8 protein-coding genes are annotated in these 12,849 nt (G+C 68.8%); 5 read left to right on the top strand and 3 right to left on the bottom strand.

Features of this window, described 5'->3' with window-relative positions:
- Window positions 1–3 precede the first annotated feature (3 nt).
- From FND50_RS29795 to FND50_RS29785, 3 genes are all read right to left on the bottom strand, one after another.
- Complete coding sequence (locus tag FND50_RS29795) at window positions 4–1,068, bottom strand: iron-siderophore ABC transporter substrate-binding protein (RefSeq protein WP_144288074.1); 1,065 nt, start codon at window positions 1,066–1,068, stop codon at window positions 4–6.
- Window positions 1,065–8,147, bottom strand: a complete 7,083-nt coding sequence (locus FND50_RS29790; protein WP_144288073.1) for a non-ribosomal peptide synthetase — start codon at window positions 8,145–8,147, stop codon at window positions 1,065–1,067. Before FND50_RS29790 ends, FND50_RS29795 begins: the two co-directional genes overlap by 4 nt.
- 171 nt (window positions 8,148–8,318) lie before the next feature.
- Entirely contained in the window at window positions 8,319–8,966 is a 648-nt protein-coding gene (locus tag FND50_RS29785; protein WP_144288072.1) for an isochorismatase family protein, read from the bottom strand.
- Between the two features lie 223 nt (window positions 8,967–9,189).
- On the opposite strand from FND50_RS29785, the gene FND50_RS29780 reads away from it, so the two are divergent.
- From FND50_RS29780 to FND50_RS29760, 5 genes are read left to right on the top strand one after another with little or no spacing between them, the layout of a single operon-like run.
- A complete protein-coding gene (locus FND50_RS29780; RefSeq protein ID WP_144288071.1) occupies window positions 9,190–9,786 on the top strand; it encodes a DUF4178 domain-containing protein in 597 nt (198 codons plus the stop codon).
- The gene (locus tag FND50_RS29775) at window positions 9,783–10,286 is read left to right on the top strand and encodes a DUF2617 family protein (protein ID WP_144288070.1); all 504 of its coding nucleotides are present in this window, start codon (window positions 9,783–9,785) and stop codon (window positions 10,284–10,286) included. Before FND50_RS29780 ends, FND50_RS29775 begins: the two co-directional genes overlap by 4 nt.
- On the top strand, window positions 10,274–10,696 hold the full coding sequence (locus tag FND50_RS29770; RefSeq protein ID WP_005261364.1) for a DUF4247 domain-containing protein: 423 nt from the start codon (window positions 10,274–10,276) through the stop codon (window positions 10,694–10,696). Before FND50_RS29775 ends, FND50_RS29770 begins: the two co-directional genes overlap by 13 nt.
- A gap of 28 nt (window positions 10,697–10,724) precedes the next feature.
- A complete protein-coding gene (locus tag FND50_RS29765) occupies window positions 10,725–11,195 on the top strand; it encodes a DUF350 domain-containing protein (protein ID WP_144288069.1) in 471 nt (156 codons plus the stop codon).
- A gap of 4 nt (window positions 11,196–11,199) precedes the next feature.
- Complete coding sequence (locus FND50_RS29760; protein ID WP_144288068.1) at window positions 11,200–12,771, top strand: polyamine aminopropyltransferase; 1,572 nt, start codon at window positions 11,200–11,202, stop codon at window positions 12,769–12,771.
- Window positions 12,772–12,849 lie beyond the last annotated feature (78 nt).

Genomic DNA, 12,849 nt, shown 5'->3' with positions numbered 1-12,849 from the left:
AAACTAGCTGGCCTGAGCGTTGTTCGCGGCCTGCGACAGCTGCGGGAGCAGCTTGTCCAGCAGCCACGGCATGCTGAGCACGTTCGGTGAGCTCGACGCGAACACCAGCGGCGGGTCGGTCAGACCCACGTAGGCGTTGTCGCGCACGGCCTTCATCCCGGCGAACAGCGGATTCGACTGGACCTCGTTCTGCAGCTCCGGCGACAGGTACCAGGCGAGCAGCACGTCCGGGTTGTACGTCGGCAGCAGTTCCAGGCTGACGGGAGCCGCGAACTTGGTCTGGTCACTGCTCTCGCGTAACTGCTGGGCGAGCGGATCGACCGTGAAACCGAGGCTGGCCAGCATCTTCAGGCGAGGATCGGTGTCGAAGTAGAAGTTGTACGACCCCGGCTCGGTGCCGCTACCGAATGCCACCGTCTTCCCGGTGAACTCGGGGTGCTGCGACTTCGCCTGCGCGAGGGTGTCCTGCGTCTGGGTCACCAGTGCCTCGGCCTGTGCCGACCGGCCGAGGGCCTTGCCGACGGTGGTGATCTGGTCTTCCCAGCTGGTGGCCCAGCGACGCTCCGGGTACGCCACGGTGGGGGCGATGGCCGAGAGCTTGTCGTACTGTTCCTGGTTCACGCCCGAGTGCACGGCCAGGATCACGTCGGGGTCGAGTGCCGCGATCTGCTCGTACGGCATCTCCTTGCTCGACGCCGTCAGCAATGTGGGTTCCGCGTTCGGGTCGAGCTGTTCGAGCTTCGCCCGCGACCACGGCAGCAGGCCGTCGTCGGTTCCCGTGTCCGACTTCATGTTCTGCACGGCGACAGGAACGACGCCGAGCGACAGTGCCGCGTCCTCGCTGCCCCAGCCGATCGTGACGACACGTTCCGGTGCCTCCGTGATCTCGGCGGTGCCGAGCGCCGACGGAATCGACACGGGGAAGGCCGACGCGTCGGCCTGTCCGGTGGCGGATCCCGCCGCGTCGGTCGAGTCGGAATTCGACTCGCTGCAGGCACCCGCGAACAGCGCGGTTGCCGCCATCATCACGATTCCGGCTCTACGCCAGTATCTTCCGGACGTTTTCATCGATCTCCCTGTTCTGTGTTGATGGGGTTCATGCGCGAGCCGAACGAGGCGAGGGCCTCGTTCACGACGGAGCCGACTTCGCCGATCCAACGGGGCTGAGTCATGTCCTTGTGCTCGCAGTCGAGGTCGTGGTTGACGATGGTGCCGGTCAGGTAGGGCCGCCACAAGTCGTACGTCGCCGCGGTCGCAGGATTCCTGGCCGCAGTGAAGAAGAGCATGTCGGAGTCCACGACGATCTGTGAGGGTTCGGATTCGAGGCGCACGGCGTTCGCGAAGTTGTCGATCATCGCAGCCGGTGTGTGTTCGTTGATCCCGGCGAGCGCACTGCCCTCGCCGCGCAGGATGTCGATCACCTGCTGCCGGTCGAGTCCATCCGCGAGGAGCGGTTCCGGGTCGTAGCCGACCATGTAGAGCAGCGCGGCGAGCGCGTCCTGCTCCGTCGGCATCGAGGCCCACGCGTCCGACGGGAAGGAGTCGAGCATGACGAGCATGCCGAGTTCCTCCCCCTGGTTCTGCAGTGCGCCGGCGATGGCGTGCGCGACGACGCCGCCCAGCGACCATCCGAGTAGGTGGTAGGGGCCCTTCGGCTGCACGGTCCGCATGTGCTCGATGTATTCGGCGGCCATGTCCTCGAGCGTGTCCGGCGGTCGCCTGGACGTCGACAGGTTGGAGGCCTGCACGCCGTACAGCGGGTAGTCGTCGTCGATGTGCCGCAGCAGGCCCGAGTAGCCCCAGCTGATCCCGCCGGCGGGGTGGAAGCAGAACACCGGCGGCTCGGACCCCTCGGTGCGGAACGGCAGCAGGACGGCCAGCGCGTCGGCGTCGTGATCGTCGTCGAGACGGCCGGCCAGCTGGGCCACCGTCGGCGCGGCGAACAGCGAGGCCACCGTCGCGGTGACGGACAGCCGCTTCGAGATCGCGCTCATCAATCCGGCCGCCATCAGCGAGTGGCCGCCGAGGTCGAAGAAGCTGTCGTCGATGCCGACCCGCTCGATACCGAGAGCCTCGGCGAACAACTGGCACAGCACCTCTTCGCGCGCCGTGCGCGGACCCCGCTCGGACACCTGCAGTGACAGGTGCGGAACGGGAAGAGACGACTGGTCGAGCTTGCCGTTGGGAAGGGTGGGGAACTCGTCGACGGCGATGAACGCGGCCGGGATCATGTAATCCGGCAGCCGGCTGGCGGCGCGGCGGTGCAACTGGTCGGGGTCGATCCGGCCGCCCGGCACCGACGTGGCGTACGCGACCAGCCGCTGATCGCCCGGGCGGTCCTCGCGGACCACGACGACGATGTGCTCGACGTCCGGGGCACCGGACAGCACGGCCTCGATCTCGTTGAGTTCGATGCGGAATCCGCGCACCTTGACCTGGGAGTCGGCGCGGCCGGCGAAATAGATCTGACCGTCCCGGCCCCACCACACCACATCCGACGTCCGGTACATGCGAGTGCCCGGCTCCGCGAACGGGTCGGCGATGAAACGTTCCGCCGTCTTGGGGCTCTGGTTGCGGTATCCCCGGGTGATGCTGTCGCCCGCGAGATACAGCTCGCCGGACACGCCCGGAGGCACCGGCCGCAGCGCGTGGTCCAGGACGTACGCGTGCTTGCCGGGATCGACGACGCCGATGGGGACCGGACCTTCGTGTCCCGGTTCGACGAGGGCCAGGGTGGCGTTGACCGTGCACTCGGTCGGTCCGTACGCGTTGAACAGCCGGCGTCCGGGTGCGTACCGCTCGATCAGCTGGGGTGTGAGCTTCTCGGCACCGAGCATCAGGTCGACGCCGTCCGGGATGGGATGCTCGGGCGGGAACGCGGCGGCGAAAGACGGTGGCACGCCGACGAAGTTCACGTCGTGTTCGTTGATGACGCGGGCGAGCGGCTCACCGGGGATGCGATCGGCGTCCGTCGCGACCACCAGCGTTCCGCCCGAGAGCACGCCCCACATGATCTGCCAGAACGCGAGGTCGAAGCTGATGGACGAGAAGTGGAGCGCACGAGTGGTGTGGTCCATGCCGATCACGTCCGACTGCAGCGACAGCAGATCCGCGATGCCCCGGTGGGGAACGACGACGCCCTTCGGCACCCCCGTCGATCCGGACGTGTAGATGAGATACGCGGCGTCGTCGAGTTGCAGCGGCCTGCTCCGATCGGCGTCCGTGGGGCCGGTGACCGGCTGGGCGTCGATCAGGGCCTGCAGGTCCGGATCGTCCAAATCGAGAGTGGGCACGTCGGTGCCCAGCGGGGTGCGGTCGGGTACACCGACGGAGGACGTGAGGATCGCGACCGGTGCGCCGTCGGCGAGCATGTGCGCGATCCGGTCGGCCGGGTAGGTGGGATCGACGGGAAGGTACGCGGCACCGCTCTTCAGCACGGCGAGAACGCTGACGATCAGCTCGGCGGAGCGGTCGAGTGCGAGCGCGACCACGTCACCGGGGCCGGCACCACGCGAGATCAGCAGGTGAGCTATCCGGTTCGCCCGTTCGTCGAGCTGCCGGTAGGTGAGGGAGACCGCGGGCCGCACGCTCGCACCGACGGCGAGGGCCTCGGCGTCGGGTGTCTGCGCCACCTGCGCGGAGAAGTACTCGTCGAACGTACGGGCCGGGATGGAGTGCTCCGCGTGGGACCATTCGCCGAGCACCCGGCCCCGCTCCTGCGGGGTCAGGATGTCGAGCCGGGCGATCCGCTGCTCGTGGTTCGCGACGAGCCGCTCGATCACCACGGCGAGGCGGTCCGCGAAGGATTCGACGGTCGCGGCATCGAAGAGTTCGGTGGAGTACTCGAACGTCACGTCGGCCCCGCCGCTGTCCGGACGTTCCTGGAAGCGCAGCGCCAGATCGAATTTCGCGGACGTCGCGTCGAGCATCCGTACCGAGGCGGTGGTCCCGGCGAATCGCTCCGCCGCACCTTCCTGTTTCCAGTGCGACAGCATCACCTGGAACAGGGGATGGCGGGCCGACGACCGTGGGGGATTGACGAGTTCGACGATCCGGTTGAACGGCACGTCGGCGTGGTCGACGGCGTCGAGGTCGACGGCCCTGACCCGGTCCAGCAGTTCGTCGAACGTCGGGTCGCCCGAGACGTCGGTCCGCAGGACCACCGTGTTGACGAAGCAGCCCACCATGGCGTCGAGGTCGGGGTGACTACGACCCGCGACGGGCACGCCGAGGGCGATGTCCTCGCCGGCGCCAAGCCTTTCGAGCAGCACGGCCACGGCGGCGTGCACGATCATGAAGAAGCTCGCGCGGCGCTCGGCGGCGAGCGACTCGACGGCCGCGTGTAGCGACGGCGACAGCGTGCGGTGGACGCTCGCGCCGCGGTTGGTGGGCAGGGCGGGTCGGGGGCGGTCGGTGCGCCAGTCCAGTTCGAGTGGCAGACCGGCGAGTTGCTCACGCCAGTAGTCGAGTTGGCCGGTCAGCAGCGTGGGCGCGTCGTCGTCGCCGGCGCCGATGCGTTCGCGTTGCCACACCGCGACGTCCGGGTACTGCAACGGCAGCGGCGTGAACTCCGGTGCCCGTTCGGCGCGGCGGGCGTTGTACGCGAGGGCGAGATCGTCGAGGAGTTTCGACTGCGACCACTCGTCGCCGATGATGTGGTGCATCAACAGGACCAGTGTGCGCTGCGGTTCGTACAGTACCGCGCGCAGCGGCGGCTGGTCGGTGAGCCCGAGACCCACCGTCGTCATCGCCGCGATGTGTCCCTCGACGTTGCCGACGTTGTCGACTCGTTCGAGCCGGACCTTCGCGTCTCCGGCGGGAAGGACGACCTGGTGGGGCACCGAGTCGACGAGGGGGAACACCGTCCGCAACGACTGGTGCCGGGTCACGACGTCCGCGAGCGCCGCGGACAGGGCGTCGGGTTCGAGGCCTTCCCCGAAATCGACGGCCAGCGCCAGCAGGTACGTTCCGCCGCCGGCCGCGCTGTCGAGGAACCACAGGCGTTCCTGCGCGGGCGACAGCGGCGCCGGCGTGCCCTCGGGGAGGTCCCGCGGGGACGGCCTGCTCGCCGACACCGGCTCGCCGGCATCCTCGAGCTGCGCGGCCACGGCAGCCACGGTGGGATTCTCGAAGACCGTCGCAACTCGCAGCGGAACACCCAGTTCGGCAGTGATCGCGGACACGAGAGCAGCGGCGAGGAGGGAGTTTCCGCCGAGTGCGAAGAAGTCGTCGTGGACGCCGACCTCCTCGGAGCCGAGCACCGAGGTGAACAGCGGGAGGATCCGGGCTTCGGTGTCGGTCCGCGGTCTGTCGCCGGGCTGTCCGAGCCAACGGGGGGCGGGCAGCGCGTCCTTGTCGACCTTGCCGTTGTGGGTCAACGGCAAGCGGTCGAGAATCACCAGTGCGGACGGCGTCATGTACCCGGGGAGGGAGCGGACCAGGTGCGCCCGTACTTCCTCCTCGACGGCGTCGTGCTCGCTGCCCGGCCGGGGAACGACGTACCCGACGATCCGCTGGTCGCCGCCGGTCCGCTCGTGCACCGTGGCCACCGCCGCCTGCACGTCGGGCACCGCAGTCATCGCGGCGCCGATCTCGCCGAGTTCGACACGGTAACCGCGCAATTGGATCTGGTCGTCGATCCGGCCGTGGTAGTGGAGCGCGCCGGCCGCGTCGTACCGTGCGAGGTCTCCGGTCCGGTACATGCGCGCCCCGTCGGGGGCGAACGGGTCGGCGACGAACCGTCCCGACGTCAGGGCGGGGCGCCCGAGGTAGCCCGGGGACAGTCCGGGGCCGGACACGTAGATCTCGCCGGTGACGCCGGGCGGCACCGGACGCAGCCCCGAGCCGAGAACGTACGTGCGCAGGTCGCCGAGCGGAACCCCGATGTCGACGACGTCGGCGGCGGTGACCTTCGTGGCGGTGACGTGCACGGTGGTCTCGGTGATTCCGTACATGTTGACCAGTTCGGTTCCCGCATCCGGGCCGGTCGCGGCGAACCAGGCGCGCAGGACGGCGGGATCGAGAGCCTCACCGCCGAACACGACGTACCGCAGTCGCAGCCGGTCGAACGAGTCCGCGCGGACGAGAGCGTCGACGAGATGCCCGAACGCGGACGGCGTCTGGTTCAGCACCGTGACACCCTCGGCGACGAGGAGCGCGGCGAGGTCGGCCGGTGACGTCAGGGTGGCCTCGTCGACCGTGACGAGGCGGCCGCCATGCAGCAACGCACCCCAGATCTCCCAGACGGAGAAGTCGAACGCGTACGAGTGCAGCAGGGGCCAGCAGTCGTCCTCGGTGAACGTGAACCAGTCACGGGACACGTCGAACAGCCGCAGCACGTTACGGTGCGGAATCGGAACGCCCTTGGGGACACCGGTGGATCCGGAGGTGTAGATGATGTACGCGATGTCGTCCGCGCGCACCGCGTCCTCGAGTTCGCCCAGCTCGGACTGCGCCGCGCCCTCCTCGATTCGGGGGAGGTCGCCGAGCAGATCGGCGGATCCGATTCCCAGCGACGGCTGCGCGTCCCGCAGGATGAACCGGGCGCGGTCGGCCGGGGAGGACGGATCGATCGGCAGGTAGGTCGCGCCGCTGCGGAGAATCGCGAGGACGGCGACGATCAGGTCGGTGCCGCGGGGGAGGCTGACGGCCACGACCGTGCCGCGGCCGGCGCCGGCCGACTTCAGCTGCCGGGCCAGGGCGGCGCTGCGATTCGAGAGTTCCCGGTACGACAGATCGTTCACCGCGACGCGGTCCGGGTGGGTGCGCACCTGCGCGAGGAAGGCGGAGACGATGCTGTCCGGAAGCGCCGCTGCGGTGCCGGTGGTCCGGTCGAGGCCGGCCGCCGACCGCCACAGGTCCAGTTCGTCCGGAGCGCAGACGTCGACCACGGAGACGGGTTCAGCTGTCACGGAGATGGTTCGGAGGTAGTGCGCGAATCGGTGTGCGTGGTCCCGGATCTCGTCGTCCGTGTAGACGTCGGGATTTCCGGCCCATTCGAGGGTGAGTTCGTCGCCGGCACCCGAGACGGAGATGACCACGTCCTCGACCGGACCGGTGGCGAGCTGATGCACCGCCCCGAACGTGGGACCGAAAGCGATTCTGGCGGCGAACGGTTTGACGTTCACCACCGTCCCGCCGGTGGCCCGGCTCCCGGCGCCCCGGACGCGCTGGAACGGTCGCGTCTCGGACAGTGCGGCGGCCACTCTGTCGATCACGCCGGCGAACGTCGGTCGCGCGTCGAGCGGAATGCGGAGCGGCACAATGTTCGTGGCCGTCACAGGCGACGCCAGCTCGATGCCCTGCCGGGCCAAAACCGGCACGCGGAGCCGGACTTCTTCCGCTCCCGTGTGGGCGCCGAGGTAGGCGGCCGCGGCCGCATAGACCGCCTCGGCCCACGTCGTCGCCTGTGCGGTGGCCGCGTCACTCAGGGTCTTCGCCACCGCGGGCTCGATCGCGAGGGTGCAGCGATGCGGGTCGGGGACGGGCCGGCGCACGGTGTCGCTGAATCCGGCCGGACGGGAAGCGTCGTGGGGCGCGTCGATGTCGGGGGTCGCGGCATCGAATTCCTGTGCCGCCTGGACGTGCGCCCGCAACGAAGGGAACTTCGCCGGCCGGGGTTCCGTGCCCGCGAGCCGGGCCGCGTACAGTGCCGCGACGCGGCGGGTGAGCAGCGAATACCCGTAGGCATCGAGCAACGCGTGCGGGGCGCGGAGGTACCAGAGCACACCGGATTCGGTCGTGATCAGTGCCGTGCGCACGAGGGGAGCGGAGTCGAAGTCGAGCGGTCGGCGCACGTCCTCGCGCATCCACTCCAGGGCTGCGGCCCGGTCGCGTTGGAGACGTTCGAGTTCGGGGGCGTGGCGACGATCGTGCACCTGGACGACGTCGGCCGAATCGGCACCGGGTTCGGCCTCGAATCGGACCGAGAGCACCTCGGCCTCCTCGATCACCGTGCGTACCGCCGCGGCGAGAGCGTCGATGTCGACGGGGGCGGCGACCTCCACGTATTCGGCCGTGGTGAACGCCGATCGGGTCGGGTCGAGAAGGTGCCCGGCCCACAGCTCGCGCTGGGCGGCGGTCAAGCAGACGTCGGCCGTGTCCTCCCCGGTCTGCGGGGTGGACGGCGACGAGATCGAAAGGGACATCGAACAGGCACTCCTGATGCTTTCGGCTTTCGGGCGTGGGGATTCCGGGCTTTCAGCTACTCAGCGTGTCAGGTTAGCCTAACCACATCGATTGTGGTGATCCGACTGCCGAACACACCGGCGCAGGCTTCGGAACGAAGCGCTGTGCCGGAGTGTGGGCTTCGGGTCGACTCAGCCGACTTGTAGCGGGGAGAACGCGGCGACCAGCGCATCCGTGGTGGTCACCGAACCGCAGCGCTTCGCCGCATAGGTGAGCGCCATGAGGTGCTCGGCACGGCTGAAATCCGCGGTCGCGTCGGAGACCAGGAACGGCTGCACGTCCGACATGAACGCCTCGGCGGCACTCAGCATGCAGCCCATGTGCGCGTAGACGCCCGTCACGATCAGCTGGTCGCGGCCGTGGTGGCCGAGCAACTGCCGGAGGTCGGTGCGCTGGAAGGCCGAGTACCGCCATTTGGTCACCTGGATGTCACCCTCGCGGGGGGCGAGCGGCTCGACCACCTCGGTATCGCGACCCGACGTCAGTCCCGGGCCCCAGAAGTCGGCGAGGATGCCGCGGCGCGACGGGTGCTGGTCGCCCGGCTGCATCGTGTAGATCACGGGAATCCCGGCTTCCGAGCACAGTTCGCGAATCCGGACCATGTTCGCCAGCGCGGTCGACATCGGCTCCGACCGCACGTCGTACGCGTCGATGAAGTAGTTCTGCATGTCGTGGACCAGCAGTGCGGAACGCCGGGGGTCGAGGCGCCAGGACACCTTCGATTCGGGGACCTCGTGGATCTCCGGGATCGTGTAGGTCGAGATGGGCGGGATGGCCATATGGTTCCTCACAGTCGGTCTTGTCGACGTCTGGGCGTATGCCGCGCGAATCTCGGTGAACGACAGCGCTCCGCTCCACCGCTCGCGCGTTCGGTTAGGCTAGCCTTTGCTATCGGGCTCTGCAATCGCCAGGTGTGTGGGTGCGCGGCGCACAGTAAGGTGACTGAGCGGTGGGGGCCGGGCGCCGGTCTCCCGTGCCGGAGCCGCTGACCAGGAGAGACTGTTGACCACGCTGCTGTTACTGCTGCTGATCGTCGTCGTGATCGTGGGCATCGTGCTGATCCTGCGGAATCGGGCCGGGAAGAAGTCCACTCCTGCTGCCAGGGTCGATCCGCTCGCCGACTACCCGGAGGTCTACGACCCGTACAAGATCGGAGTCGGCGACATCATCACGTACGCCGGAATCGATCACGTCGTGCGCGGCACCATCACCCTCGACGAAGAGGGATACATCTGGCACGAACACCTCCTCGACGGGTCGACCGGTCAGCGCTGGCTGACCGTCGAGAACGACGAGGGCAACCTCGAGATGACGCTGTGGATGCGCCGCGAGGGCACGGGACTCGAACCGAACGGTGACGTGATCCTCGACGACCGGGTGCACCGGCAGATCGAGCGCGGCACCGCCTCGTTCACCGCGGAAGGCACCACCGGAACCGCACCCCAGGGCATCGTCGACTACGCCGACTACGAGACGGCCGACAAGACCGGCCTGCTGTCCTTCGAGCGCTGGGCGCGGACGCAATCGTGGGAGGTCTCCACGGGCCGCGCCGTCACGCGGGGTGAACTCACCGTGATCCATTCCGGTCCGCCGCAGTGACACTGCACGTCCTCGACATCGAGTCGCGTGATGTGACGGCCGAGGCACTCGGTCTCGTCGTGAACGCCGAAACACCGCTTCCGCTGGCCGAACTCACCATCACCCACGGTGCGGACCGAGTGACGCTCGCAGTTCTCGGGGCGTCGCACGCGGTGACCGCGTCCGCCGCGGGCAGGCGGATCACCGAACAGGTGTCGTGCGACGCGATCCGGGCCGGCGGCAGGCCGCTGCCGGTATCCGACAGCGCGAGCGGGTATCGGTTCGACTCGACCACCGACACCGTCGACCGCACCCACCTCGAGCAGACCGCCGACTGGCTGCGGCGCCAGGCCACCGAGGTGGACGGGTGGATCTGCGGGGCGTTCCCCGGCGACCACACCGCACTGACCGCACTCACGGCGGCGAAAGATCCGGACGGATGGGCCTGGCGGACCTGGCATCTGTACCCAGGAGACAAGGGTGGGGTGATCGTGAAGACTCGAAGCAGGTGGCAGCCGTGAGCCGGTTCGGTGCGCGCGTGCGACTCGCCCCGATGCTGCTCCTGGTATTGGCCGCGACCGCGTGCGGCGGCGGCGTCCGCGACTACATTGCCGACACCTACGCCCTGCAGAACACCGCGGGCGACGCGAAGACGTACACGTCGAACGACCCGGTGGGGACGACCGTGTCGAACATCGTCGCCGAGGAGGAACCGGCAGCGCGTAAGGCGGACGGCGGCAGCGAATACCTGCGCTACGACGACGACATCGTCACGGTCAGCGCCGGGCCGGGTGGCGGCAGCCTCGTCCGCGTCGAAGACATCGACGGACGGTACCGGAGTGGCGGGTTCGCCTATCTGGGGCCCGGTTTCAACCCCGGTTCACCGGCGGGCGGTGCCAGCGGCAGCGGCGGATCCGGAAGCGCGAAATGACAGAGAACACTCGACTGGGGAGAAGCGCGTGAACACCACCTACACGGCGGCAGCAACGGAAATCGGCAGCGTCGACGTCGGACTGCTCGCCGTCGGCATGCTCGGCACCCTGGCGTACTTCGTCATCGGCATCGCCGTCCTCGGAGTCGGCTTCGCGGTACTCGACCTCGCCACCCCCGGCAATCTCCGGCACCAGGTGTACGTCGACAAGAACCCCAACGCGGCAATCCTGCTGGCGTCGAACCATCTCGCCCTCGCCGTCGTCGTGGTCACGGCGATCCTCACCAGCTCCGACGGATTCGCGCAGGGTCTCGCCGACTCCGCGGTCTACGGCCTCTTCGGTGTGCTGCTGCAGGTCATCGCGCTGCGCCTGATGAATCTGCTGCTGCCGGGGCAACTCATCGGTCTGGTCGGGAACCCGCAGATGTGCGGTGCCGCCTGGGCGGTCGGTGCGAGCCTCTTCGCCATCGGCCTCGTGAACGCCGCCGCACTCACCTGATCTCGTGACGACCACAGCGGCAGAGCCGAATTCCTCCACCACCCGCGCACTCGGCGGGCGGGCCAGGGGGTTCCTGCTCGCCGCGGTGGCAGCCTGTGCGGCGTGCGGGCTGATCTACGAACTGGCTCTGCTGACACTGTCGGTCAGTCTGACCGGAGGCGGGATCACCCAGACGTCGCTGATCGTCGCGGGTTTCGTGGCCGCACTCGGGGTGGGCGCCCTCGCCGCCAAGCCGCTGCTCTCCACCGCGGCCGCGTCGTTCGTGGTCGTCGAGATCGTCCTCGGACTCGTCGGCGGGTTCAGCGCGGTGACCCTGTACGTCACCTTTACGTTCTTCGGTTCCAGCGCAATCGTTCTGGTGCTCGCCACCGCACTGATCGGTGTGCTGGTGGGCGCCGAGGTGCCGCTGCTGATGACGCTGCTGCAGTCCGGACGAAGCGACACCGACGCCGAGAGCACCGGAAAAGTGCTGGCAAACCTCAACGCCGCCGACTACGCAGGCGCCCTGGTCGGTGGCCTGCTCTGGCCGTTCGTCCTGCTGCCGGCAGCAGGGATGATCCGCGGCGCCGCCATCACCGGCATCATCAATCTCGTTGCCGCCGCGGTGGTGGCGCTGATCCTGCTGCGGTGGCAGCTGAGCCTGCGCACCCGGTTGCTCGCCGTCGTGGCAATGCTCGTCGCCGCCGCGTGCATCGCGGTACTGCTGGTGCGCGCCGACGGCATCGAGACCACGTCGCGGCAACGGCTCTACACCGATCCGGTGGTCGCCGCGGAAAGGTCGCAGTACCAGGAGATCGTCGTCACCGAGCGCGGGGGAGACGTGCGGCTGTTCCTCGACGGCGACCTCCAGTTCTCCAGCGTCGACGAACATCGGTACACCGAATCGCTGGTGTACCCCGCGATGGCGGACGACCCGAAACGGGTACTGATCCTCGGCGGGGGCGACGGCCTCGCCGCCCGAGAGGTCCTGCGACTGCCCGGGGTCGAGGAGATCGTGCAGGTGGAACTCGACCCGGCGGTCATCGAACTCGCGAACACCCGGCTGTCCGGGCTGAATCAGGGAGCACTGCAGGACCCGCGGGTGCACGTCGTCCTCGACGACGCGTTCCGGTGGCTACGGGACGCACCCGATTCGGGTTTCGACGCCGTCATCGTGGACCTCCCCGATCCGGACACCCCGGCGCTCGGACGCCTGTACTCCACCGAGTTCTACGGTCTCGCCGCCGCCGCCCTGAACCCCGGCGGACTGATGGTGGTGCAGTCGGGAAGCCCCTATTCGACGCCGGACGCGTACTGGCGCACCACGTCGACGGTCGCGTCCGCGGGTCTGGCCGTCACGCCGTATCACGTGCTGGTGCCGAGTTTCGGGGACTGGGGTTACGTCCTCGCCCGGCGCGGACCCGAACCGCCGGCCCTGCGCCTGCCCCGCGACGTCCCCGAACTGCGCTTCCTCGACGAGCCGACCCTCGCCGCGTCCGCGATCTTCCCGCGCGACCGGCCCCGCCGCGAACTCGAGCCCTCCACCCTCGACCGCCCGCGGATCGTCGACGACATGCGGAAGGGCTACGAGCGCTGACGCGCCCGTGAGTACTTATTAACCGCCGGACGTTAATAAGTACTCACAGGCCGAAGGCGTATAGTTCATGCATATACT

Origin of the sequence: Rhodococcus sp. WB9 (assembly GCF_007558985.1) — a bacterium.
Taxonomy (GTDB): Bacteria; Actinomycetota; Actinomycetes; order Mycobacteriales; family Mycobacteriaceae; genus Rhodococcus_F; species Rhodococcus_F opacus.
This window is presented reverse-complemented; position numbering and strand designations above follow the sequence as displayed.

Excerpts from the sequence above, each read along its gene's own strand:
- FND50_RS29785 (WP_144288072.1), bottom strand. The coding sequence starts at position 8,966 with ATGGCCATCCCGCCCATCTCGACCTACACGATCCCGGAGATCCACGAG.
- FND50_RS29795 (WP_144288074.1), bottom strand. The coding sequence starts at position 1,068 with ATGAAAACGTCCGGAAGATACTGGCGTAGAGCCGGAATCGTGATGATG.
- FND50_RS29790 (WP_144288073.1), bottom strand. The coding sequence starts at position 8,147 with ATGTCCCTTTCGATCTCGTCGCCGTCCACCCCGCAGACCGGGGAGGAC.